A 24,331-nucleotide genomic window follows, 5' to 3' on the forward strand; every position below is an offset into this window, starting at 1 on the left:
ATGCTTCGTCGCAGCATCGGTTATGGCGCTGCACTGCTGCTGGTGCTGCTTGCGCTGGTGATTGGGGTGGCAAGCCAGGTGCTGCCACTGGCTGAACGTCATCCAGAAAAAATTGCCGAATGGCTGAGCGCGCGTGCTCATGCTCCGGTCGCGTTTGATGCGGTCGAGACGCAGTGGACCCGGCGTGGCCCGTTGTTGCGCCTGGACAACCTGCGTGTAGGCCAAGGCAAGGAAGTGCTGCGCATCGGCGATGCGGAAATCCTGGTGGCTCAATATACCGGCCTGTTGCCGGGGCGTTCGCTCACCGAACTGCGCGTGCGCGGACTGGACCTGATCTTGCAACGCGACGCGGCCGGTCGCTGGCAGGTGCGCGGATTGCCAGGGCAACAGGACAGTGGCGGTGATCCTTTCGCCACCCTGGAACGACTGGGCGAACTGCAGGTCTCGCATGCGCGATTGCGTGTGCTGGCGCCGGAACTGGGCGTGGACATGCGTTTGCCGAGGATCGACCTGCGCATGCGCGTGGATGGTCCGCGCATCCGTGGTGGTGCCAAGGCCTGGCTGCGCCTGGACGGCACGCCGTTCAGCGCCGCGGTGGACTTCGATCGGATCAATGGCGATGGCGACGTGTATGCAGGCACGAGTGCCGCCGACTTGGCTGAACTTGCCGATGACTTGCACATCGCGGGCATCTCCGCGGTGTCCGGGCGTGGCCGCGTGCAGGCATGGGCCGGACTGAGTGGGCATCGGGTGGTCAGCGTGCATGCCGATGCCGCATTGAAGCAGGTCGCATTGCGCGGGGCTGTGGCGAATGCCGGGGAGCCGCCGCCCACGCAGGTGCTGGGTGCACTCGAGATTGATGCGCGCTGGGCTGGCAGCATTGCCCAGTGGCGCGCAGACGCATCGGCGTTGCGCATCGGCGAAGGCAAGGCCGTGCAGGTGCTCGACGGAATCTCAGTGGCTGGTGGCCAGCGTTACGGCCTGCGCGCAAGCAGGGTCGATGCGGGGCCGTTGCTGGCGTTGGCAGCCTTGAGTGATCGCCTGCCGTCGGGACTGCGCCACTGGTTGCTGGCATCAAAGGCCGGCGTGTCGTTGGAAAGCGTCACGGTCAGCGGCGTGCGTGGTGGTGGGTTGCATGTGGATGCGCGTCTGCGTGGCCTGCATTTCGCAGCGGTCGGCACCACGCCCGGCATGGCTGGCATCGATGCCAGCCTGCAGGGCGATGCCCATGCCTTGCAGCTGCAATTCGATCCCCGGGCCCAGGTGGTCTTCGATTGGCCCGCCGGTTTTGGCGTGCCGCACCCCATGACCCTGGATGGCGACGTGGTGGCATGGCGCGAGGGCGATGCCTGGAACGTGCAGACGCCCGGGCTGGCGATCGACGGCAAGCAGTTCAGCGTGAACGCACGCGGCGGCATGGGCTTCCCGAACGACGGCACGCGGCCGCGGATCGACCTGGCGGTGGACATCGGTGATGTGCAACTGCAGGTGGCGCGCGGGTTCTGGGTGCACCACCTGATGGCGAAGTCGACCGTGGACTGGTTGAATGCGGCGTTGCAGGGGGGAACCTTGCGCGACACCCATGCGGTGTTGGCCGGCGACCTGGACGACTGGCCGTTCAATAGCGAAGACGGACACGCCGGCGCGGGCAAGTTCCGTGTCGATGCGCGGATCGTCGATGGCCAGTTGAAGTTCCATCCGGATTGGCCCGCCGCCGAACATGTCGACGCGGACATCCGGTTCGAGGCCGATGGGTTCACCCTCGACGGGCGCGGGAGCCTCGATGGGGTGAAGATCGAATCGCTCAGCGCCGGTATCCAGCGTTTCAGTCGCGCGGAATTGCGCGTGGATGCGAAGGCGGCAGGCGATGCCGGGCAGTTCCTTTCGATGCTGCGTGCCAGCCCGCTGCACAAGGATCATGGCGAGGTGATGGACAACCTGCAGGTGACGGGTCCTGCGCGTGCCGATTTCCACTTGCTGCTGCCATTCCACGAGGAAGATGCCGCCGCGCAGCAGATGCAGGGCAACGTGATCCTGGCGGACGTAAGCATGCGCGAGAAGCGCTGGAAGCTTGCCTTCGACAAGGTGAACGGGCAGGCGCAATACGACCGCGGTGGCTTCATCGCCGACAAGCTGCAGGTGCTGCATGACGGTGCCGCGGGCGTGCTTTCGCTGCGTTCCGGCCCGCATGTGCAAGATCCGAAGCAGGCATTCGAGGCCGAGCTGCAGGCCAGCGTCGACATCGATCACCTGCTCGACAAGGCTGGCAACCTGGCCTGGTTGAAGCCCTATGTGGATGGGCGCTCGCCATGGACAGTGGCGCTGGCTATTCCGCGCGGCGAAGGCCAGTCGGCGCCAACCAGGCTGCAATTGCGCTCGAACCTGGTCGGCACCGCGATCAATCTGCCCGAACCGGTCCGCAAGCCGGCTGCGGAGCCGCTGCTAGCCACGATCGACATGGCATTGCCATTGGAGCGTGGCGAGGTGAACGTGGCGCTCGGCAACCTGCTGTCGCTGCGCAGTCGCAGCGATGCCAAGCAGACCGGCATCCGTATTCAGTTCGGCGGTATTGCGGAAGCACCGCCGGCACAGGGTTTGGTCGTGGGTGGGCGTGCCGATCGCGTGGATGCGCTGGACTGGATCGGCGTGTTCGCAGGCGGTGGTTCGGGTGGATCGTTGCCGTTCAGGCGCATCGATGTGAATGCGAACCAGCTGCGGCTGCTTGGCGCTGATTTCGCCGATACCCGCCTGTTGATGGTGCCGGCGCCCACCGGCACGGCGGTGCAGGTGCAGGGCGCCGGCATTGCCGGTTCGCTACTGGTGCCACAGCAGGAGGGGGCGCTGGTGGCGGGTCGTTTCGACCGCCTGTACTGGCGCAAGCCGCCGAAGCCACCTGCGACCGGCGCGCGAGTTACAACGGTGGCGGCTGGCAGCACTGCGCTTTCATTCGATCCCGCCAAGATCCCGCCATTGTTGTTCGACGTGACTGACTTCCGGATCGGCGACGCTGCATTGGGCAATGCACGCTTCCGCAGCATGCCGGTCGCGTCCGGCATGCACATGGGTGAGTTCAGCGCGCGCAGTCCGAAACAGCGGATAAGTGCAAGCGGAAGCTGGACCGGGCGCAACGATGCAGCGCGCACCCAACTGAAGCTGGATGTAGACAGCGACGACATCGGCGACTTGCTGGCGGGATTTGGCCTGGCTGGACAGGTTGATGGAGGCAAGGGCAAGCTCGGCGCGCAGGCCAACTGGCGCGGTGGCCCGGAGGCATTCGATCCGAAGTTTATGCAGGCGAGCATCTCGCTGGATGTGCGTGACGGCCGGTTGCTGGAACTGGAACCGGGTGCTGGCCGCGTGCTGGGCCTGCTTGGTATAGCCCAACTGCCGCGTCGACTGACGCTCGATTTCCGCGATTTCTTCGAAAAGGGCTTTGCCTTCGACCACATCACCGGCGACGTGCGCCTGGCCCAGGGCAGCGCTCGCACCGACAACCTGACGATCAAAGGGCCAGCCGCCAACATCCACGTGTACGGTAGCGCCGACTTGCGCACGCAGCGCTTCGACCAGACGGTGGACGTGTTTCCGAAGTCCGGCGGTCTGCTGACCGCAGTCGGTGCGCTTGCCGGCGGGCCGGTCGGTGCCGCGGTGGGTGCGGTGGCCAATGCGGTGCTGAGCAAGCCGCTGCAGGGCCTGGGCGCGAAGACGTATCGGGTGACCGGGCCGTGGGCATCGCCGACGGTTGAGGTGACCGCGCGAGGCGCCACGCCAAAACCAGCGCCGGCGCCAGCCAAATCAGCACCAGCAGCACCAGCCAAGCCGGCGCCAGCAGGACCTGTAGCCGTCGACCCGACGGGTTGATCGCTGCGGCATCGGCACCATCTCTTCCCCTGACTCAACGGCCATCGACACCATGACCCAACTCGCCATTGCCCAATCGCGCCTGCTGGCGCCCACCGGGCTCGACCTGGATGCGCTGCAACGCGCGTTCGGCAGCCTGCTCGGACCGGGTATCGATTTCGGCGACCTGTATTTCCAGCATGCCCGGCGCGAGGGCTGGAGCATGGAAGACGGCATCGTCAAGGACGGCACCCATTCGATCGAGCAGGGCGTGGGCGTACGCGCGATCAGCGGCGAAAAAACCGGCTTTGCCTATTCCGATGACCTCGATGCAAATGCGCTGATCGCTGCGGCCCACTCGGCGAAGGCGATTGCCCGCGACGGCAAGGCGCATGCGCCGCATGCGCTGGTGGCCAATGATGCACGCGTGTTGTATCCGGCGCTTGATCCGATCGATGCGATGGGCAACGAGGCCAAGGTCGCTGCCCTGCGCCGCGTGGACGGATTGCTGCGTTCGCTGGATCCACGTGTGCAGCAGGTGATGGTGGGCCTGACCGGCGGCGTGGATACAGTGTTGGTGGCGCGTAGCGATGGCGTGCTGGCGGCGGATGTGCGGCCGCTGGTGCGGATGAACGTACAGGTGATCGTGGAGCAGGGTGGTCGCCGCGAATCCGGTTATGCCGGCTTCGGCGGGCGTTATTCGTATGAAGAATTGCTGGCCGATGGCAAACCGGAAAAATTCGCGCGCGAGGCGCTGCGCCAGGCGTTGGTGAACCTGGATGCCATCGATGCACCTGCGGGCGTGATGCCGGTGGTGCTTGGCAATGGCTGGCCGGGCGTGCTGCTGCACGAAGCGGTGGGACACGGCTTGGAAGGCGACTTCAACCGCAAGGGCACATCGACCTTCGCCGGACGAATGGGCCAACAGGTCGCATCCAAGGGCGTGACCATTGTCGATGACGGCACCCTGGAAGGCCGTCGCGGCTCGCTCAACATCGATGATGAGGGCGAGGCCACGCGCTGCACCACGCTGATCGAGGACGGCATCCTGGTCGGCTACATGCAGGACAGCCTCAACGCGCGGCTGATGGGCATGGCGCCGACCGGCAATGGTCGCCGCGAATCGTTCGCGCACCTGGTGATGCCGCGCATGACCAATACCTACATGCGCGCCGGCAGCCACGACCCCGAGGAAATGATCCGTTCGGTCAAGCGCGGGCTGTACGCGGTGAATTTCGGTGGTGGCCAGGTCGACATCACCAGCGGTAAATATGTGTTTTCGGCCACCGAGGCCTACCTGATCGAAGACGGCAAGATCACCGCGCCGGTCAAGGGCGCGACCTTGATCGGCAACGGTCCGGAAACCATGCAGAAGGTCGTGATGATCGGCCATGACCTGGCGCTGGACGACGGCGTCGGGGTTTGCGGCAAGGACGGGCAGTCGGTGCCGGTCGGCGTGGGTCAGCCATCGCTGCTGATTTCAGAGATGACCGTCGGTGGCACGGCGGCGTGAGAAAGCAGTTTCCCGTAGGTGCGGGGCTTGCCCCGCACGTGTCGGGTGCATGTGGGGCAAGCCCCGCATCTACATCATTCGTGGGATGTAACGTCGCCCGCCTGTGCCAGCAACTCACGCAGCTCTCGGAACAGCTCGCGGAACGCATGCGGCGGTTTGTTGCGCCGGCGCTCGTCCAGCGTATTGCGGACCAATTGCCGCAGGTGCTGGCGGTCGGCGTTGGGTTGTTCGGCAAGCAGCGCCGTCATCGCATTGTCGCCGTCGTGCCCGAGCAGTTCGTCGCGCAAAACCTCCACGCGTTGCAACAACGCGGTCTCGCGTCGCCCGGCATCGCCGTCCTTGCTCATGGCGTCGCGGATCGCATCAAGCGCCTCCTGGTCTTGCCGGCGCATGTGCTTGGCCAGGAACGCCAGCTGGCGTTTGCGCGCGCCGTGCGAGGTCATGCGCTGGGTGTCGCGGATGTGCGGCAGCACCTCCTCCGGGATCGGCAGCCGCGCCAGTTGGGCCTCGCTCAGTGCCACCAAGGCCTCGCCCAACGCCAATGTGTCCAGCGCCTCGCGCCGGTTGGCGCTGCGGCTGGGGGCCAGGAATTCACCGGTTTCGTCGTCACGTCCACGCATCGCAATAGGGTAACGCATTGAACATCCAGGCTATCAGCACATCTTCCGTTCCAGGCCAGCAAGCCGACGACAGCCAGGCCCGGCTCGAGCGGCTGTCCGGCATCGCCCAGCGCCTGCTCGATGGCTGCGCCGCACGCGGTGCCACCCAAGCGGAAGTCAGCTGCAACGAGGACAGTGGGCTCGCGGTCAACGTGCGCATGGGTGAGGTCGAGACGGTGGAGGCGACGCGTGATCGCGGCATTGCCGTGACCGTGTATTTCGGCCATCGCAAAGGCAGCGCCAGCACCGCCGACATGCGCGATGACAGCCTCGAAGCCACCGTCGCCCAAGCCTGTGCGATCGCCACGTTCACCGAGGCGGATCCTGACGCGGGCCTGGCCGATGCCGAGCTGATGGCCAGCACCCAGCGCGAGTTCGACAGTTGGCATCCGTGGGAGCTGGACGCCGCGCGCGCCGTCGACATTGCACTGGCCTGCGAACAGGCTGGCCGCGATGTGGATGCGCGTATCGCCAACTCCGATGGCGCCTCGGTCAACAGCAATGCCTCGATCAGCGTCTACGCCAATTCACATGGCTTCCTCGGCCGCGAACGCGGCACCTACCACAGCATCAGTTGTGCCTTGATCGCAGGCGAGGGCGATGGCATGCAGCGCGACAGCTGGTATGACCTGGCACTGGCCGCGTCGGACCTGGACTCGGCGCAGGCTATCGGGCGCCATGCCGCGCAACGGACGTTGGCGCGGATGCAGCCGCGGCAGTTGCCGACCGGCCGCGTACCGGTGCTGTTCGCCGCGGAGATGGCGCGCTCGCTGATCGGCAGTTATATCGGCGCAGTGTCGGGTGGCGCGCTGTATCGCAAGGCCAGCTTCCTGCTCGACAGCGTCGGCACGCGCGTGTTCCCGGAATGGTTCGGGATGGATGAACTACCGTTCCTGCCGCGCGGACTGCGTTCGGCCTGCTTCGATGGCGAGGGCGTGGCGACACGCGAATCGCCATTGGTACGCGACGGCGTGGTGCAGCATTACGTACTCGGCAGTTACTCGGCACGCAAACTTGGTCTTGTCACCACCGCCAATGCGGGTGGCGTGCACAACCTGCAGGTCAGCGCGAATGCCGGCGATCTGGATGCGCTGCTGCACAGCATGGGCCGCGGGCTGCTGGTCACCGAATTGATGGGGCATGGTGTCAATCCGATCACCGGCGACTACTCGCGTGGTGCCGCCGGATTCTGGGTCGAGGACGGCCACATCGCCTATCCAGTCGATGGCATCACCATTGCCGGCAACCTGAAGCAGATGTTCACCGCGATCGAAGCGGTCGGCAGCGACATCGACCTTCGTTCGCACATCCGTACCGGCTCGATCCTGGTTGGCCACATGACGGTGGCCGGAACCGGCTGAGGCAGGTCAACTGTTTGCGTCAACCAAACGGGATAGTCCTGCGTTAGCGGCAGGGTTAGATCACGGAGATGGCGCATGACCACAGTCACGGCCGCCGCCGCGGCCAACCGGTTTGGCCTGGGCGCAGACGCGGATGAATTGACCCGCATCGGTGGCGATCCACGCGGCTGGCTGCGCACGCAGCTGAAGCCGGGCGCCATCGACGCATTCGCGGGATTGCCCGGTAGCGCCGATTACCTGTCGGACTACTACGCGATCCGGCAAATGCGCCGCGAAACCAAAGGCAAGGCGGGCAACGCGCAAGCGGCCGCGGCTGCCGACGATTCCACCCCCAAACGCGTTGCGATGCCAGAACAACGTGCGTTCCGGCGCAAGCTGATGCAGGAGTCGATCCTCCGCCAGCAAGTCGCGTTGCGCAGCCAGCAACCCTTCGCCGAACGCATCGTGCGGTTCTGGTCGAACCATTTCGCGATCTCGGTCGACAAGCGCATCGCCGCCCCGTTCGCTGCGCCGATGGAGCGCGAGGCGATTCGCCCGCATGCCTTCGGTAACTTCGCCGACCTGTTGCTGGCGGTTGAACGCCACCCCGGCATGCTGCTCTACCTCGACAATGCCCAGTCGGTCGGGGGCGACTCGCGCCTGGCCGAGCGCAGCGGCCGGCGCCAGCAAGCCAATCCGCAACAACGCAAGCGCGGCCTCAACGAGAATCTGGCCCGGGAAACCCTCGAGCTGCACACGCTGGGTGTTGATGGCGGTTACTCGCAGGCCGATGTGATCGAGCTGGCGCGTGCGATCACCGGCTGGAGCGTGGCCTCGCCGCGCGACAGCAGCGGGATGCGCGGTGACGATGCCTTCGTGTTCCGCGCGAACGCGCATGAGCCTGGTGCCCGCCACGTACTTGGCAAGACCTGCGCGGACGATGGTGAAGCGCAGGGGCGGCACATCCTGCACAACCTCGCATTGCATCCGGCGACCGCGCGCCACCTATCGTTCAAGCTGGCCCGACATTTCGTGGCGGACGTGCCGCCGCCTGCACTGGTTGATCGGATGGCGCGCGCTTATCTTGCCAGTGGCGGCGAACTCACGGCGATGTATCGCCCGCTGATCGATGACGATGCGGCATGGTCGACCGATGCCCGCAAGTTCAAGACGCCCGACGATTTCACCCTGTCGGCGCTGCGCGCGTGCGGGCTGTATCGCCCAGGCGATGTCGTGGTTTCGCTCGACCTGCTCGCGCGCATGGGCCAGCCGCTGTTCCAGCCACGCTCGCCGGCCGGGTTTGCCGATACCGCGGCCGACTGGAGCGGCCCGGATGCGCTGTTCAAGCGCGTGCAGGCGGCGCAGGCACTGGCAGAACGCGTTCCAGTGACTGCTGCAGTGCCGCTGCAGATGGGCATGGCCGCGCTGGGGCCAGCCCTGGATCCCGAAACCGCGACCGCGCTGCGTCGCGCCGAATCCGTCCAGCAGGGGATCGCCCTGTTGTTGGCGAGTCCTGCATTCCAATGGAGGTGCTGAACATGAGCATGCTGGACAAGGGCATCGATCGTCGCCAATTCCTGTCGCTGGGGGCCGGCGCAACCGCGATCGCCCTGTTGCCGCGCTTCGCGGTGGCGGCGTCATCCCGGTCCGACACCCGATTCCTGCTGGTGTTCCTGCGCGGCGGCCTGGATGGCCTGCATGCCTTGCAACCGATCGGCGATCCTGCATTCGGCGGTTTGCGCGGTAGCTTCCTGGAAACAGGCAGGCAGCTGGCCTCGCATCGGCTCGACAGCACGTTCGCCCTGCATGGCGCGCTGGGTTTCATGGCCGGATTGCATGCGCGCAAACAGTTGTTGCCAGTTGCGGCGGTAGCACCGCCGTATCGGCAGCGCTCGCATTTCGAGGCCCAGGACTGCGTGGAAAATGGAACCTCCGGCAGTGGAGGCAGCACCGGCTGGATGAACCGGTGCGTGGCCGCGATGCCGGGCGCCAAGGGTTTGGCAGTCGCGGCGGTGATGCCGCTGGCGATGCGCGGCAGCGCCGAGACCACGACCTGGTCGCCGCCATTGCCCGAGCAGGTCGATCCGATTTTGTGGCAAAGACTACAACTACTGTACGCAGCCGATTCGGCACTTTCGCGCAGCTTTGCCGAACTCGGTGCGGGCGATGCGTCCGCTGATGCCATGCAGGGCGGCAAGCAGGCGCGAGTCGCGCGACTGGTGCCATCGATGAGCGCCGCGGCGAAGTTCATGTCAGCGCCGCAAGGGCCGCGGATCGGCTTCGTCGAGGACACTGGCTGGGACACGCATGGCAACGAGATTGGTGTGCTGGACCGCAAGCTGTCTGAACTCGATGCAGGCTTGCAGGCGTTCCATGACGGTGCTCAACCGATCTGGCGCAATACCGTGGTCGCGATCGTGACCGAGTTCGGCCGGACTGCGGCGATCAACGGCACCGGTGGCACCGACCATGGCACAGGCGGCACCGCGTTCCTGGCCGGTGGCGCGGTCAATGGCGGACGGGTTGCCGGTGACTGGCCAGGCGTGGCCAGGGCCCAACTCAACGACGCTCGCGACCTGCGTGCGACCACCGACATGCGCAGCCTGTTCAAGGGTGTGCTGCGCGATCACCTGGGCATTGGCGATGCGACGCTGTCGCGTGGGGTGTTTCCGGACAGCGGCACAATCTTGCCAATGCGTGACCTGTTGCTCACTGTCTGATATTGGCGTCGGTTTAATGGCCGGTTGCGACCGGGGGCAGCGTTTGACACGATATCTGCGGCCATATGCCGCCATTCCGGGGAAACCAGATGGATATCAACGAAGCAACTGCCGCACCGCCGCCGCCTTCGGGCGCCCCAATTCAGGAAGACAAGACGCTTGCCCTGCTGACCCACCTGTCCGGCATCATCCTTAGTTTTATCGTGCCGCTGATCATCTGGCTGACCAACAAGGACAAGGCCGACAAGGGCTGGCTGAACGACCAAGCCAAGGAAGCCCTGAACTTTCAGATCACGATCGCCATGGCGTACGTGATCTGTACCGTGCTTGTGGTCATCCTGATTGGCGGTTTGCTGGCCCCGATCGTGTGGTTGATCAACGTGATCTTCTGCATCATCGCTGGCATGAAGGCCAATGAAGGTGTGGCGTATCGCTATCCGTTCGCGATTCGCCTGATCAAGTAGGTCTTCGTCGCCGCTGGCGGGTGTTTGGTCGCCCGCCGGCGGGCTTCGTCGGAACAGGCCGTTGGTTGGCTTGTAGTGTCCATGAGCACCCCCCATCTTCACTACTGAACCGGAGTATTTCCGGCAGGAGCCGACGATGGAAGCCACGATGCAAAGCACGCCGCAATCCGCGCTGCAAACCTTAATCCCCAGCCTGAGCGACCGCCAGTGGGCGGCATCGGCGCATTTCCTGGCCTTGCTGCTGGCGCTGATGACGGCTTGGATGGTCGGGGTTGCCGGTATTGTCGGCGCTGGAATCATCTACCTCATCAAGCGCGACCAGTCCGCCTTCGTGGCCGAGCACGCGCGTGAGGCGATCAACTTCAACCTGAGCATGCTGCTGTATTCGGCGGCAGCCGTCGCACTGGGTATCGTGCTGGCTGGCGCCACCGTGCTGACCCTGGGTATCGGCCTGATCGTCACTGCACCAGCCGGCCTGTTGCTGCTGGCCACGGTAGCTGCGATCGCGGTGATGTGGCTGGTCTGCAGCGTGGTCGCTGGGTTCAAGGCATGGAACGGTGAGCACTATCGCTATCCGCTGACCCTGCGCCTGATCGGTTGATCAGATTCCGGCGAACCAGTTAGGCAGCTGCAAACTCACGGCCCGCACCGTTTCTGGTGCGGGCCGTGTCGTTTGCGCATCGCGAATTTCGCGCAAAAGGTGACGCATAACAGACGGCGGTATTGGACCCGATCAATTACGGCTGGTGTATTGCTCCAGGCCCTTGTAACCACTGCGGTCGATGCGATCCATCCGATCGTCCAGCGCCGGATGGGTCTTGAACAACTGCGTCAGCTGCGCCGACTGGGCGCCCAATGCGGTCATCTTCTGCAGCACCGCATACAGCGCAAGCGGATTAAAGCCGGCGCGAGCCAGGTAGATCGCGGAAGCTTCATCCGAACGGTATTCGGCGCTCTTGTCCAGGCTGGCCATCATCACGAGTGCACCGTTCTTTTCCAGATAGTTGCGGGCCATGCTGCTGGCCAGGCTGCCGCCACCGCCGACCTGGCTCATCGCGATGTCCTTGCCAGCGCCCAGCATCTCCTGTTTGTGGATGACTTCGTAGTGGTCGCGTTGCACGACATGGCATATCTCGTGACCGAGCACGGCGGCGACTTCGGCATCGTCGCTGAGCAATTGGTACAGCCCGCGCGTCACCAGGATGTAGCCGCCCGGCGCGGCGAAGGCATTGATCTCGCTGCTATCGATGATGCCAAACGTCCACGGTAAGGTAGGTCGGCTGGTTTGCGAGGCCTCCCAGCGCCCGATCAGGTTGACCCGACGTTGTGCTGCGTCATCCTTCCACAGCGGTGCCGCTCCGAGGATGCGCCCGGCAATGCCAGGGCCGAGCGCCAGTTCTTCCTCGGTGATCTCCTGCTCTGACTTGGGAATTGCCTTTGCCGCTGCACCAAGGAGTGTGCCGCCGACGCCACCCATCGATGACAGCAAGCCGCGTGCGGCGCCGAACATGCCGCGCTTTTCGCCTTGGGTCGACTGTGCTTTGCCATCGATCTGCTTGGGCTTGAATTCGGTGGCGTAGGCCACTTGGGTCGGGCTCCAACCCTTGCTGCGAGCAGCCTGCGCGGCCGCATCCGGCGTGACCCGATATGACTCCAGCTTGGCGAGTTGTGTGGCATCGAACGTGGCCGCCTTGAGGTCGCTCTCGTCCAGTCCGCGCACACCGGCGGTTTCGCTGACCCGGCCCTTGCTGGCCTTGCCGGTGAACAGCGCTTTCATGCCTCCGCCGGTTTCCTTGCTGGCATACGCCAGGCGCACCTCGTTGACGCGGACGAAGCCAGCCTTGCCATCTGGCAACGCGACACGGAACCAGAGGTCCTGCTGGCCGGTGACGGTGATCGCAGCATCGCGTTTGAGGGTGGTGACGGTGGGCGTAGCGAAATCAGGCCCACTGTGTACATCAACGCTGGGCTTGCGGATGACCGCCGGTTGGGCACTGCTTTCAGTCTGCTTGGCGCTGCTTTCGACCGGCTTGTTGATCGGTTCGGCCGGCTTGGGCTTTTTCCCGGTGGCCGCGGCGGTGCCGGCGCCCAGCAGCAGGACGAGCAGGAGTGCGGATGAAAAATGAACTATGCGCATTTCAGGTCTCGATGTGCGGTGGGTGCATCGACTTTAGATACGTGTTCGAAGCGGAAAGCGGCCATTCGTCGTTGGTGTTCAGGTCATGCCCGAGCAGTTCGCGCAGGCGCATCTGCTCACCACGATTGTTGTCGTCGACATTGTCGTCGATCATCGCAGCGACAATCGCCACCCGCACTATGCCCTGATCGTCGATGCGCAGGGTGTGTTCGTTGAGGCGCTGGTACAGCAAGTCGAGCTCGCGTTTTGCATTGGCGTATGCATCGGCTTCATCGGTGCCGGTCCAGACCAGCATCATGAGATCGTCGAGGATGTCATGCAGCCAACTCTTGCGCTCCACGATACCCTCGATCATCACCGCATCGGTGCCTGAATACAGGAAGCGCCGCAGTCGTCGCCTGTATTCCCGCCTGCGCTTGGTTGCCGCGTGTCCTGCGAGGCCGGTGTCCGGCACGTAGCGCAGGCGCGCCATCACCAGCCACGGATATTTACCAGCATCGTATTCGTCGCGGAAGTCATTGTTGCCGATCGCGCGCCCGCGCTGCACTGCCGCGTACATCCGGCACAGGCCGAAACACAGGCTGATGAAACCGACACTGGCGAAGATGTCGATGAACACGCCGAAGAAGGACAGGCCAATCACCGCCGACAGCAGCAGCACGACATTGACGGCGACGAATATGCCGTCGACATCCTCGTGCGGCTCGCCGCGCCAGAACGCGAAGGCGGTCAGCAACACCATGAAACCGGCCAACAGATATTTGACCGACGTTGGCGGCATCCATATCGCGCTGTCGTTGAGCAGTGCCTCGACCGCTTCCGCATGTACTTCGACGCCGGGCATCATCGGGTCGACCGGGGTCGGTTTGGCATCGTTGAGCCCCGCTGCGTTGTAGCCCACCAGCACCACGCTGCCTTTCAGATCAGGCATCGGATCGGTGGCGTCGTGGCAAATGCGTTTGCCCTCGATCAAGTCGGCGGCGCTGACGCTGGGTAGCCGCGTATTCTCGCGCCAGTTGACCCGTACCGATTCCGGGAACGACGACGCGGGTCTGCCAATGGCGAAGGCTGCCAGGCGTAGCGGAAGCGATGGCAACGCCCAATCGCCGAACGTTTTCCGCAAGTGGATGTCCCGGAACACGCCGTCGGCACTTCGATCGACGTCGAGAAGGGCGCTATGGCGCGCCATCGCCGCGCCGGTTGGCAGTAATAGCGCCACCCGCGGTCCGGGTCGGACCGGGTTGGGTGTGAGCGCGAATGCACCAGGTGCATCCGACACCGCAGTCGCACCCTCCTGGTTATCGAAGTCCGAATGCACGCGCGATGCACCGAACAGGAAGCGGCCGTTGCCGGCGTCGGCCATCGCATCCAGCACGGCATCACCATCCGGATCCTTTTGACCGGTATCCATAAACAGCACGTCGTAACCGACCGCACGCACGCCGGCGCGATCCAGCGCGTCCAGCAGGTCGGCATGGCGTTGCCGGCTCCAGGGCCAGCCGCCTCCGTCGTGGTCACGAAAATACTCGATCGAGCAGTCGTCGATCTCCACTACCACCGTGCGTCCCGATGGTTTTGGTTCGACCGGGCGCCACTGGATCACGGTATCGAAGATCGCGTCTTCTGCCGTGTTGAGCGAACGGTCGTGGGTCCAGTCCCAGCTCAACCAACCGACTGCCGCGATCGCAATCAGTGGATAAACCACGAACTTCGCGCGCACCATCAGCTGCGAGAGCGGCCGACGGTAGCCGCGCTCGACCACGGTCCAGGCATCCATGAACACCACCGCCAGGGTGGACATCACGGCCTCGATCAAGGTGATCAGGAATTCTGCGAGTTTGCCCAGCATGCTTCGTCCATGCCTCATTCCAATTGGCGTCGATACCGTTGACGCAAACTACCGCAAGTCCCGCCCGCCTGCCGGATCAGTGTGTGCGCTCGACCGCCAGGCGTCCGAGTGCGGCCAATGCCGTGGTGTCTGCCCCGAGCGCCGCAAGTGCATCGTCCATGCCGGCAGACAGTTGTCCAAGCCGCGAGCGACTGCCTTCGATGCCGATCAATGCCGGGAACGTTGCCTTGTCCTGGGCTGCATCCTTGCCGGCGGTCTTGCCGAGGCTGGCGCTGTCGCCTTCGATGTCGAGCAGGTCGTCGCGGATCTGGAACGCAAGGCCCAATGCATTGGCGTAGCGATCCAGCGTAGCGAGGCTTGTTGCATCGGCACCCGCCGCTAACGCACCCAAGCGCACCGATGCACGCAGCAGTGCGCCGGTTTTCAGCGTGTGCAGGTGTTCGAGGTCGGTGAGCGAAAAAGGGTCAGAGTGAATTTCGCGCCCGTGTTGATCGTTTAAGTGGTCGTCGTGACGCGAAACTTCACTCTGACCCCTTTGCGTGCCGGCAGAACCCGTCGCATCAATATCCAGCGCCTGTCCGCCGCACATGCCGGCCGTGCCGGACGCCCGCGCGAGTTCGGCGAGCATCACCACTCGCCGCCCGGCGTCCAGTGGTGCGGAGGCAAGTACGTCGAATGCGAGCGATTGCAGTGCATCGCCAGTGAGGATTGCGGTGGCTTCATCGAAGGCGACATGCACGGTCGGCTGGCCGCGGCGCAGGCTGTCGTCGTCCATCGCCGGCAGGTCGTCGTGCACCAGCGAATAGCAATGGATCAGTTCGACCGCGACCGCAGCGGCATCGAGGTTTTCGTCGCTGGCGCCCATTGCGATGCCGCTGGCATACACCAGCAGTGGCCGCATGCGCTTGCCGCCATTGAGTACGGCATGGCGCATCGCTGCATGCAGGCGGCGTGGTGCGTGGTCGGGCGAGGGCAGGGCGAGGTCGAGCGCGGCCTCGACGCGCGCGCGCCAGGCCGCGAAGGCACGGTCAGGCATCGTCGCCGGTGTCGAACGGTTTGGCTTGGTCTGGATTCGCCGGATCGCTGAGCAGGCGCACCCGCAACTCGGCTTGTTCCAGTGCCTGCTGGCAGCTGCGGTACAGACCGACGCCGCGTTCGTAGGCGGCGAGTGAGTCCTCCAGCGACATCTCGCCGTCCTCCATCTTGCCGACGAGATCTTCGAGCGCGTTCATCGACGTCTCGAACTCGGCGACGGGTGAGGTTTCAGCGGAAGCGGGTGGTTTACGCGGCATGCGGGGAGTTTACCAAGCTGGGGCACGCCAATGCAGCCGCGCGCCGCGGGCTTGTAACCACGCGTCCAGCGAGCCAGAGAGGATGCTGTCGCCGGCCGCCTGCAATACGCCGCCGACATCCGTCAGTAATGGCATTTCGCTGCGCCGCCACGGTGGAATACCCCGATCCTGCAGCACATGCTTGAGTGCGTGATGGTGCGTACGGCCCGGTAGCAGGATGCGTTCGCCACCTTGCCTGGCATGCACCCGCAGAGGTGTGTCGAAGCGCGCGGCGCCGGTCAGTTCGAATTTGGCGCCGGTGGGAAGCTGCAGGATCTCGCTGCCGTCCCATTCCTGCGTCCAATCGCCTGGCATAGGAACCGGCGCCAACTGCGCATGCAGCTGACCATGCCAATGCTGGATGCATGCGCCTGCCCATTCGAAACGGGCTTCGCCATCGGTGCTGGCGCCGAGCAGATCGCCTTCAATGCTTGCAACGCCATTAGCCGGCAGCGGCGGAAGCCCGCGCTGGGCGACCCAGCGGCGCAACACACGTGCACGCCGTGCTGCGGGCAATGCCTGCAATGCATCAACGGCCAGCGTGCCTCCGTCATTGCTGGCGCTGGCAAGTGCGATGTGATCGCCAGTGTCCAGCAAATCGGACGCCTCGGCGCTCAATGCAGCGCTGCGCGCGAATGCGGCGTCCGCCTGTGGCCAGCGCGTACGCAGTAGTGGCATCAGCTGCATGCGCAGGAAATTGCGATCCAGGCTGGCGTCTTCATTGCCGGGATCTTCGATCCACGACAAATCATGCTCGCCTGCGTACTCGCGCAACGCATCGCGCGATGTTTCCAGTAAAGGCCGCCACAACCAGCCATTGGCATAGACGCGCCATGGCCGCATCGCCGCCAACCCATCCACGCTCGATCCGCGCAACGCACGCAGCAGGAAGGTCTCGGCCTGGTCATCGCGGTGGTGGGCCAGCGCCAGTACCTCGCCGTCGCGCAAAACGTGTGCGAATGCGGCATGCCTTGCCACGCGTGCGGCGGCTTCGCGACCGAGTCCGTTGCCCTCGACTTGCACGCGTTCAACGATGAGTTCGATGCCGAGCGAGTCGCAACTGCGTTGGCAATGCGCTGCCCAGGCGTCGGCATCGGCATGCAGGCCGTGATGGACGTGAATGGCGCGCAGGCGGGCTGGATTGCTGACGACCAGCTTGTGCAGCAGCACAGTGGAGTCCAGGCCGCCGCTGTAGCCAACCAGCAACGTGCGACCTACCAGGTCAGGCAACGCGCTCATGCGCCTCAGGCGGCTTCGTAGGCGCCGTAGCTGCGCAGGCGGCGGTAGCGGCGTTCCAGCAGTTCCTCGACCGGAACGCCCTGCAGCGTGTCCAGCTCATTCAGCAGTACGGCCTTGAGTCGTTTGGCCATCTGCACCGGGTTGCGATGCGCGCCGCCGGTGGGCTCGCGCACCACCTTGTCGATAAGGCCCAGTTCGAACAGGCGCTTGGAGGTGATGCCCATCTGTTCGGCAGCATCCTTGGCCTTGGCCGCATCGCGCCACAGGATCGACGCGCAGCCTTCAGGCGTGATGACCGAATAAGTGCTGTATTCGAGCATGTTGGTGATGTCGCCAACGCCAATTGCGAGTGCGCCGCCGCTGCCGCCTTCGCCAATCACGGTGCAGATGATCGGCACGCGCAGTTCGGACATTTCCAGCAGGTTGCGAGCGATGGCTTCGGACTGGCCGCGCTCCTCGGCATCGATGCCGGGCCACGCGCCCATGGTGTCGATGAAGGTCAGCAGCGGCAGGCCGAAACGCTCGGCCATGTGCATCAGGCGTAGCGCCTTGCGGTAGCCCTCGGGCTTGGGCATGCCGAAATTGCGGCGTACCTTGGATTTGCTGTCGCGGCCTTTTTCGTGGCCGATCACCACCACGCTGCGGCCATCGATGCGGGCCAGGCCGCCGACAATCGCGTTGTCGTCAGCGAAGGCGCGGTCGCCGGCCAGTTCCTGGAACTCGTCGCAGATCACCCGCAGGTAATCCAGCGTGTACGGCCGCGACGGGTGCCGCGACAGCTGCGAAACCTGCCACGGAGTGAGGTCGCGGAAGATGGTCGCGGTGCGCCTGCGCAGCTTGTCCTGCAGCGCGTGCACTTCGGCGTCGATGTTGACCGCCGGGGCGTTGCTGGCATGTCGCAGCTCCTGGATCTTGGTTTCCAGGTCGGCGATGGGCTGTTCGAAGTCGAGGTAGTTCGGATTCATCGGTGACAGTTTAGCCCAGCACCGCTTTCCACAGCGGCCATGCCGAGGCGTAGGGCACTGGCGCGGACGTTACCGTCAGTGCGTCCACGGCTTGCCGAGGTGCAGGTTGACCGCCTGCACACCCGGCAGGCTGCGCAGCAGGCCGGGCAGGGCGGCATTCACAAGAAGGCCACGGCCATCATTGATAGACAGTCGGCCAATGCCGTTGGCGGTGGTGGCTTCGATCAAGAGTGGTGTAGTTCCGGCATGGGTCTTCAGCAGTTGCTCGAACTGCTGCAGTGCGCCCGGCGTGCGCAGGTCCAGGCGGATCGACAGTCGTTGTGCCAGCTGGTTGCACAGTTGGGTGTAGTCCCAGGCGCGCTTGGCCTTCAGCGAGAAGCCGCCACTGAATTCGTCCTCGCGCAACGCGCCTTCGATTACCAGCAGGCGGTCGCGGGTCAGCAGGGCACCGAATTCCTGCCACTGTTCGCCGAAGAAGGCACATTCGATGCGGCCGCGGCCGTCTTCCAGGTGCACGAAGGCCTGGCTGTCACCGCGCTTGCGCATGCCGACCACTTGACCGGCCAGCACCACCGGGAATTCTGGCCGCCATCCAACCCGCGCTTCCTGTGGGCGATTGCCCCAGATCGTATCCAGCTGGCCAAGGTCGTTGCCGACCAGGCGCTGCAATTCCTCACGGTGCGGATCCATCGGATGCCCGCTGAGGTAATGGCCAAGCGTGTCGCGTTCGCCCTGCAGCTTCTGCGCGAGTGGCCAGTCGTCGACCTCGGGCAGGTTGATCTGCAGGGCAGGCGTGTCGGCGGTGGCATTGTCGAATCCGCCGAACAGCGAATTCTGGCCGGCCTCGCGTTCACGCGTGAGTTGCTCGCTGGCCTTCATTGCTTCCGGCAATTGCAGCATCAGCGTGGCGCGATTGCGTGCCAGGGCATCCATCGCGCCGGCAAGCACCAATGCTTCCAGCGCGCGCTTGTTGAGGCCGCCGGCATCCACCCGTTGGCAGAAATCCAGCAGGTCACGGTAGCTTCCACCAGCATCACGAGCATTGGCGATCGCTTCGCAAGCGCCACGGCCGACCCCCTTCACCGCGCCCATGCCGTAGCGAATGGAGCGTGGGTCGGTGGCTTCGAACATATAAGTCGATGAATTGACGTCCGGCGGCAATACCGACAAACCAAGCGTGCGCGCTTCATCGAGGAAACCGACCACCTTGTCGGTATTGTCCATGTCTGAGGACAGCACCGCGGCCATGAACTCGGCGGGGTAATGCACTTTCAGCCACGCGGTCTGGTAGGCGACCAGCGCGTAGGCCGCTGCATGCGACTTGTTGAAGCCGTAGCCGGCGAATTTCTCCAGCAGGTCGAAGATCGGTCCTGCAATTTTTGCGGGAATGTCGTGCTGCTCTTGCGCGCCGGCTTCGAACTTAGCGCGTTCCTGCGCCATCTTGGCGACGTCTTTCTTGCCCATCGCGCGACGCAGCAGATCGGCGCCACCCAACGAGTAACCGGCCAGGACCTGGGCGGTCTGCATCACCTGTTCCTGGTAGACGATCACGCCATACGTCGGCGCCAGCACCGGTGCCAGCAAGGCGTGCGGAAATTCGACCTTGGCGCGCCCATGCTTGCGCTCGATGAAATCCGGAATCAGATCCATCGGGCCTGGCCGATACAGCGACACCAGTGCGATCAGATCGTCGAAGCGGTCAGGTTGCGCGCGCTTGAGCAACTCGCGCATGCCACGTGACTCGAACTGGAATACCGCAACCGTCTCCCCGCTCGCAAACAGTGCGTACGTCGCCGGGTCGTCCAGCGCAAGCGTGGTGATGTCCAGCGCTGTGTCGCTCTCAGCTGCACGTCGGTCGCTCTCGGCATCCTGCCTGTCGCGACACTCGTGGGTCCTTGCACGTCGAATGTTGATCGCCTTGACCGCCCAATCGATGATCGTCAGCGTGCGCAGGCCGAGGAAGTCGAACTTGACCAAGCCGATCGCTTCCACGTCGTCCTTGTCGAACTGGGTGACAGGATTGCGGCCAGCCCCAAGGCCGTCGTGTTCTGCAAATAGTGGGCAGAAGTCTGACAATGGTGTCGGCGCGATCACCACGCCGCCGGCATGCTTGCCGGCGTTGCGGGTCAGGTCTTCGAGTTGCAGCGCGAGGTCGAGCAGGTCGCGCACATCTTCTTCGGCTTCGTAGCGCTCCTTGAACTCGGCGATCGCGCGGCTTGGATCCTTCTGCGCTTTTTCGCTGCGCCCAAGCACGTCCGACAGTGACAGCGGGTCGGCCGGTTGCAGCGGGATGAGCTTGGCCAGCCCGTCGATCATTCCATACGGGTAGCCAAGCACGCGGCCGACATCGCGCAACACCGCCTTCGCCGCCATCGTGCCGTAGGTGATGATCTGGCTGACCCGGTCGCGGCCGTACTTGCGCGCAACGTAGTCGATCACTTCGTCGCGACGGTCCATGCAGAAGTCGATGTCGAAGTCGGGTAACGACACGCGTTCGGGATTGAGGAATCGCTCGAACAGCAAGTCGTATGGCAACGGGTCGAGGTCGGTAATGCCCAGCGCCCATGCCACCAGCGAACCGGCACCGGAGCCACGGCCGGGACCGACCGGGATGCCGTGCTGCTTGGCCCAGTTGATGAAGTCGGCCACGATCAGGAAGTAGCCAGGGAAGCCCATCGACAGTATGACGCCGAGTTCGATATCGAGTCTGGCGTTGTAATCTTCGCGGCTACGGCCGGGCGCCAGTGCGGCGGTTTCCAGCCGCTTGGCCAGGCCTTCGCGGGACTGGCTGCGCAGCCACGATTCGATGGTGTGGTCGTCAGGCACCGGGAATGCGGGCAGATAGTACGTGCCCAGTCGCAGTTCAAGGTTGCAGCGTTTCGCCAGTGCCACCGTATTGTCGAGCGCATCGGGAATATCGGCGAACAGCGCCGCCATCTCGTCTGCCGACTTCAGGTATTGCTCGGCGGTGTAATCGTGCGGGCGCCGTGCATCGTCGAGCACGCGGCCCGTGGCAATGCACACGCGGGCCTCATGCGCTTCGAAACCACCGGTATCGATGAAGCGCGCGTCATTGCTGGCCACCACCGGAATGCCGCGGCGCGCGGCCATGTCAAGCGCGAAGGCATTGAACGCGTCTTCGCCGGGGCGTCCGCAGCGGGTCAGCTCCAGGTGCAGGCATTCGCCGAATGCTGCCTGCAGCTCGACCAGGGATTGTTCGGCCAGTTCATGCCGGCCGGAGTTGAACAATTGACCCGGTTCGGCATTGAGGCCAGCCAACGCGAACAGACCCTTGTTGGCCTTCAGCCACTCCGGGCGCACGACCACGCCGTCGTGGCGTTGACCCTCCATCCAGGCACGGGTCAACAACTGCGACAGGCTCAGGTAGCCGTCCTGGTCGCGACATAACAGCGTGATGCGCGATGCAGCGGCGGTGCCATCGGCGATCAGCACGTCGGCGCCAGCGATGGGTTTGATCCCGGCCTTCTCGGCGGCCTTGTAGAACTTCACCAACGCGAACAGGTTGTTCTGGTCGGTGACAGCCACCGCAGGCAACTGACGGGCCACGCAGGCAGCGACGAGATCCGGAATGCGGATCGTCGAATCAACCAGCGAATACTCGCTGTGCAGGTGCAGGTGGACGAAACGGGCTGACATCGGCGTTCCGCAGGGTCAACCAGCAGGGTAGGCCGGCACCGCCGGCCGAACAAGGCTTGACAGGCTGCGCAAGCCGGCCTTTAGCGCCAGTGTTGGTGTTGCCCTATCGAAGAGGGATTCAGGATCCGGCAAGCGCATTGCGAACCGGGGCGAAACTGCGGCGGTGTTGCGGGCATGGGCCATGCAGCGCAAGCGCCTGCAGGTGTATCTGGCTTGGGTAGCCCTTGTGCCGGTCAAAGCCGTATTGCGGATGCAGGACATGCAATTCACGCATGCGTGCATCGCGCGCGACCTTGGCCAGGATCGAGGCTGCCATGATTGCCGGTTCCAGTCCGTCGCCGCCGACGATTGCAGTCGCAGCGCAGGTCAACCCCGCGGGAATGCGGTTGCCGTCGATCAATGCATGATCCGCGCAAGGCGAGAGGCCGGCGACCGCGCGACGCATGCCGGTCATGGTCGCCTGCAGGATGTTCAGCGTGTCGATCTCGTCGGCTTCGACGAACTCGATCCGCCATGCCAGCGCGCGTTCGATGATCAGCGGATACAGCGCTTCGCGCCTGCGTTCGGTCAGGCGTTTGGAATCGTCCAGGCCATTGATTGGCCGCAATGGATCCAGGATCACCGCCGCCACGCTGACCGGCCCGGCCAGCGGACCGCGGCCTGCTTCATCCACACCAGCAACCAGCAGGCTCATGCCGCTGGTTGCAACAGCGAAGCGACCGCATCCGCCGCGCGCGCCGAGGCATCGCGGCGCAGCGTTTCGTGGATCGCCAGGAAGCGTGGTTGTAACGCCGCGGCCGCATCGGCATCGCGAAACCAATGCAAGAGTGCGGTGTGCAGGTTGTCGGCCGTGCATTCGTCCTGCAGCAGTTCCGGAATGACGCGCTCGCCAGCCAGCACGTTCGGCAAACTCACGAACTCGCTCTTGAGCAAGCCAAAGAGTTTTACGATGAGGTAGGTCAGCGGCGCGATGCGATGACCGACCACGATGGGCCTTTTGCACAACATCGCTTCCAATGCCGCAGTACCCGAGGCCAGCAACACCACGTCGCTGGCGATCATCGCGCGCTGCGCATCGCCATCAAGGATGCGCAGCGCAGGATTGCCTGCAGCGATTCTTTCAATCGCCACGTGGCATTGCACATTCGCGGCCGGAACCAGCACGCGCAATCCGGGAATGTCATTGCCAAGCCGCGAAGCCGCCTCCAGAAACACCGGCAACATGCGTTCGATCTCACTCAACCGGCTGCCCGGCAGCAACGCGAGAATCGGTGCGTCGTCGGATTCGCCAAGCACCGCACGGGCGGCTTGGTGATCGGGCTGCAAGGCGATCGCATCGGCCATCGGATGGCCAATGAACGTTGCATCGACGCCGTGGCGCGCATAGATCGGTGGCTCCATGGGGAACAGGCACAGCACGCGATCCGCGCTGGCGCCGATCCTGGCTGCCCGCGATTCGCGCCAGGCCCATACCGACGGACTGACGTCATGCACGGTGCGCACGCCGCGCTGTTTCAGCCAGCGCTCGACGCCGAGGTTGAAGTCGGGTGCATCAATGCCGATGAACACATCCGGCTTCCAGTCCAGCACGCGCTGGCGGAAGGTCCGGCGCAGGCGCAGCAGGCGCGGTAAATGGGCCAACACTTCGGCCAGCCCCATCACCGCCAGCTCGCTGGCATCAAACCATGCGTCCAAGCCGGCCGAGCGCATGCCGTCGCCGCCAATCCCGGCGAATTCCGCATCCGGGAAGCGCTTGCGCAATTCGGAGATCAGGCCAGCGCCGAGCTGGTCGCCGGAGGTTTCGCCGGCGCACAGGGCGAAGCGGATTGTCACCGCAGCAGCGGCCGCTCGCCGCGTTCGATGAAGTCCAGCATCGCACGCACGTCTTCGCTGTCGCTGGCGATCTCGCCCAGTTCGAGCCTGGCTTCGTCGAGCTTGGCGCCAGACATGTACAGCGCACGGTAGGCACGCTTGATCGCGGCGATGCGGCCGGCATCGAATCCGCGTCGTTTGAGCCCTTCGCTGTTGATCCCGCGCGGTTTGCTGTAACTGTCCTGCGCGACCATCAGGAACGGCGGCACGTCGCCATTGACGAATGCACCCATGCCGATGAACGCATGCGCGCCGATCCGGCAGAATTGATGCACGCCAGTGAAGCCACTCAGGATCACGTGGTCGCCAACGGTCACGTGGCCAGCCAGGGTTGCATTGTTGGAGAACACGCAGTCGTTGCCGATGCTGCAGTCGTGCGCGATGTGGGTGTAGGCGAGGATCCAGTTGCGGTCGCCAATGCGGGTGACGCCGCCGCCATCGCCGGTGCCACGATTGATGGTGACGAATTCGCGGATCGAATTGCCGTCGCCGATCTCAAGCGCCACGCGTTCACCGCGGTATTTCTTGTCTTGCGGTTCGCCACCGATCGCGGACTGGCCGTGGAACACGTTGTCGCGGCCGATTCGGGTCGGGCCATGGATCACGCAATGCGGGCCGATGCGGGTGCCGTCGCCGATCTCGACCTCATCGCCGATGAATACAAACGCGCCGACCTGCACGCCTTCGCCAAGCTTCGCGCCTGGATCGATGAAAGCGGTCGGATGGATCAAGGAGGACGACATCG

18 protein-coding genes are annotated in these 24,331 nt (G+C 64.5%); 7 read left to right on the forward strand and 11 right to left on the reverse strand.

The features are described from left to right. Positions 1-3,861 carry a YhdP family protein gene (locus PSV05_RS02815; protein WP_300061107.1) on the forward strand — a complete coding sequence of 1,287 codons (3,861 nt, stop codon included), beginning with the start codon at positions 1-3 and terminating at the stop codon, positions 3,859-3,861. Between the two features lie 52 nt (positions 3,862-3,913). Then, positions 3,914-5,353, forward strand: a complete 1,440-nt coding sequence (tldD, locus tag PSV05_RS02820) for a metalloprotease TldD (protein ID WP_300061110.1) — start codon at positions 3,914-3,916, stop codon at positions 5,351-5,353. Positions 5,354-5,427: 74 nt separating this feature from the next. Here tldD and yjgA read toward each other — a convergent pair whose 3' ends face one another. Next, positions 5,428-5,973: a ribosome biogenesis factor YjgA gene (gene yjgA, locus PSV05_RS02825; protein ID WP_300061113.1), complete on the reverse strand. Its 546-nt coding sequence runs from the start codon at positions 5,971-5,973 to the stop codon at positions 5,428-5,430. Positions 5,974-5,996: 23 nt separating this feature from the next. On the opposite strand from yjgA, the gene pmbA reads away from it, so the two are divergent. The 5 genes from pmbA (at position 5,997) to PSV05_RS02850 (ending at position 11,137) form a co-directional block, all read left to right on the forward strand. After that, positions 5,997-7,373: a metalloprotease PmbA gene (gene pmbA, locus PSV05_RS02830; RefSeq protein WP_300061359.1), complete on the forward strand. Its 1,377-nt coding sequence runs from the start codon at positions 5,997-5,999 to the stop codon at positions 7,371-7,373. Between the two features lie 75 nt (positions 7,374-7,448). Continuing rightward, positions 7,449-8,888, forward strand: coding sequence for a DUF1800 domain-containing protein (locus tag PSV05_RS02835; protein WP_300061115.1), 1,440 nt, complete (start codon positions 7,449-7,451; stop codon positions 8,886-8,888). Between the two features lie 2 nt (positions 8,889-8,890). Next, positions 8,891-10,072, forward strand: a complete 1,182-nt coding sequence (locus PSV05_RS02840) for a DUF1501 domain-containing protein (protein ID WP_300061118.1) — start codon at positions 8,891-8,893, stop codon at positions 10,070-10,072. Between the two features lie 89 nt (positions 10,073-10,161). Further along, positions 10,162-10,536, forward strand: a complete 375-nt coding sequence (locus PSV05_RS02845; protein ID WP_300061121.1) for a DUF4870 domain-containing protein — start codon at positions 10,162-10,164, stop codon at positions 10,534-10,536. A 136-nt stretch (positions 10,537-10,672) separates the two neighbouring features. Further along, entirely contained in the window at positions 10,673-11,137 is a 465-nt protein-coding gene (locus PSV05_RS02850) for a DUF4870 domain-containing protein (protein ID WP_300061124.1), read from the forward strand. A gap of 132 nt (positions 11,138-11,269) precedes the next feature. Here the strand turns inward: PSV05_RS02850 and PSV05_RS02855 are convergent, their stop codons facing one another. The 10 genes from PSV05_RS02855 to lpxA form a co-directional block, all read right to left on the reverse strand. Beyond that, the gene (locus PSV05_RS02855; RefSeq protein ID WP_300061127.1) at positions 11,270-12,673 is read right to left on the reverse strand and encodes a M48 family metalloprotease; all 1,404 of its coding nucleotides are present in this window, start codon (positions 12,671-12,673) and stop codon (positions 11,270-11,272) included. Position 12,674: 1 nt separating this feature from the next. Continuing rightward, entirely contained in the window at positions 12,675-14,522 is a 1,848-nt protein-coding gene (locus PSV05_RS02860; protein WP_300061130.1) for a CHASE2 domain-containing protein, read from the reverse strand. A 76-nt stretch (positions 14,523-14,598) separates the two neighbouring features. After that, positions 14,599-15,558, reverse strand: coding sequence for a polyprenyl synthetase family protein (locus PSV05_RS02865; RefSeq protein WP_300061133.1), 960 nt, complete (start codon positions 15,556-15,558; stop codon positions 14,599-14,601). Continuing rightward, entirely contained in the window at positions 15,551-15,814 is a 264-nt protein-coding gene (locus PSV05_RS02870) for an exodeoxyribonuclease VII small subunit (protein WP_300061136.1), read from the reverse strand. Before PSV05_RS02870 ends, PSV05_RS02865 begins: the two co-directional genes overlap by 8 nt. Positions 15,815-15,823: 9 nt before the next feature. Then, on the reverse strand, positions 15,824-17,092 hold the full coding sequence (gene tilS / locus PSV05_RS02875; protein ID WP_300061139.1) for a tRNA lysidine(34) synthetase TilS: 1,269 nt from the start codon (positions 17,090-17,092) through the stop codon (positions 15,824-15,826). 5 nt (positions 17,093-17,097) lie between these two features. Further along, positions 17,098-18,057 carry an acetyl-CoA carboxylase carboxyltransferase subunit alpha gene (locus PSV05_RS02880; RefSeq protein ID WP_300061141.1) on the reverse strand — a complete coding sequence of 320 codons (960 nt, stop codon included), beginning with the start codon at positions 18,055-18,057 and terminating at the stop codon, positions 17,098-17,100. Positions 18,058-18,132: 75 nt separating this feature from the next. Then, on the reverse strand, positions 18,133-21,714 hold the full coding sequence (dnaE, locus tag PSV05_RS02885) for a DNA polymerase III subunit alpha (protein WP_300061144.1): 3,582 nt from the start codon (positions 21,712-21,714) through the stop codon (positions 18,133-18,135). Between the two features lie 118 nt (positions 21,715-21,832). Then, complete coding sequence (gene rnhB, locus PSV05_RS02890) at positions 21,833-22,408, reverse strand: ribonuclease HII (RefSeq protein WP_300061147.1); 576 nt, start codon at positions 22,406-22,408, stop codon at positions 21,833-21,835. Next, positions 22,405-23,547: a lipid-A-disaccharide synthase gene (lpxB, locus tag PSV05_RS02895; RefSeq protein WP_300061150.1), complete on the reverse strand. Its 1,143-nt coding sequence runs from the start codon at positions 23,545-23,547 to the stop codon at positions 22,405-22,407. The genes rnhB and lpxB overlap by 4 nt, the downstream gene beginning before the upstream one ends. Beyond that, positions 23,544-24,329 carry an acyl-ACP--UDP-N-acetylglucosamine O-acyltransferase gene (gene lpxA, locus PSV05_RS02900; protein WP_300061153.1) on the reverse strand — a complete coding sequence of 262 codons (786 nt, stop codon included), beginning with the start codon at positions 24,327-24,329 and terminating at the stop codon, positions 23,544-23,546. The genes lpxB and lpxA overlap by 4 nt, the downstream gene beginning before the upstream one ends. Positions 24,330-24,331 lie beyond the last annotated feature (2 nt).

It is taken from the genome of Thermomonas sp. (assembly GCF_029945965.1).
Taxonomy (GTDB): Bacteria; Pseudomonadota; Gammaproteobacteria; order Xanthomonadales; family Xanthomonadaceae; genus Thermomonas.

Excerpts from the sequence above, each read along its gene's own strand:
- tldD (WP_300061110.1), top strand. The coding sequence starts at position 3,914 with ATGACCCAACTCGCCATTGCCCAATCGCGCCTGCTGGCGCCCACCGGG.
- PSV05_RS02835 (WP_300061115.1), top strand. The coding sequence starts at position 7,449 with ATGACCACAGTCACGGCCGCCGCCGCGGCCAACCGGTTTGGCCTGGGC.
- PSV05_RS02880 (WP_300061141.1), bottom strand. The coding sequence starts at position 18,057 with ATGAATCCGAACTACCTCGACTTCGAACAGCCCATCGCCGACCTGGAA.
- PSV05_RS02850 (WP_300061124.1), top strand. The coding sequence starts at position 10,673 with ATGGAAGCCACGATGCAAAGCACGCCGCAATCCGCGCTGCAAACCTTA.
- PSV05_RS02845 (WP_300061121.1), top strand. The coding sequence starts at position 10,162 with ATGGATATCAACGAAGCAACTGCCGCACCGCCGCCGCCTTCGGGCGCC.
- PSV05_RS02860 (WP_300061130.1), bottom strand. The coding sequence starts at position 14,522 with ATGCTGGGCAAACTCGCAGAATTCCTGATCACCTTGATCGAGGCCGTG.
- PSV05_RS02855 (WP_300061127.1), bottom strand. The coding sequence starts at position 12,673 with ATGCGCATAGTTCATTTTTCATCCGCACTCCTGCTCGTCCTGCTGCTG.
- PSV05_RS02865 (WP_300061133.1), bottom strand. The coding sequence starts at position 15,558 with ATGCCTGACCGTGCCTTCGCGGCCTGGCGCGCGCGCGTCGAGGCCGCG.
- tilS (WP_300061139.1), bottom strand. The coding sequence starts at position 17,092 with ATGAGCGCGTTGCCTGACCTGGTAGGTCGCACGTTGCTGGTTGGCTAC.
- PSV05_RS02840 (WP_300061118.1), top strand. The coding sequence starts at position 8,891 with ATGAGCATGCTGGACAAGGGCATCGATCGTCGCCAATTCCTGTCGCTG.
- yjgA (WP_300061113.1), bottom strand. The coding sequence starts at position 5,973 with ATGCGTGGACGTGACGACGAAACCGGTGAATTCCTGGCCCCCAGCCGC.
- lpxA (WP_300061153.1), bottom strand. The coding sequence starts at position 24,329 with ATGTCGTCCTCCTTGATCCATCCGACCGCTTTCATCGATCCAGGCGCG.
- PSV05_RS02815 (WP_300061107.1), top strand. The coding sequence starts at position 1 with ATGCTTCGTCGCAGCATCGGTTATGGCGCTGCACTGCTGCTGGTGCTG.
- dnaE (WP_300061144.1), bottom strand. The coding sequence starts at position 21,714 with ATGTCAGCCCGTTTCGTCCACCTGCACCTGCACAGCGAGTATTCGCTG.
- PSV05_RS02870 (WP_300061136.1), bottom strand. The coding sequence starts at position 15,814 with ATGCCGCGTAAACCACCCGCTTCCGCTGAAACCTCACCCGTCGCCGAG.
- rnhB (WP_300061147.1), bottom strand. The coding sequence starts at position 22,408 with ATGAGCCTGCTGGTTGCTGGTGTGGATGAAGCAGGCCGCGGTCCGCTG.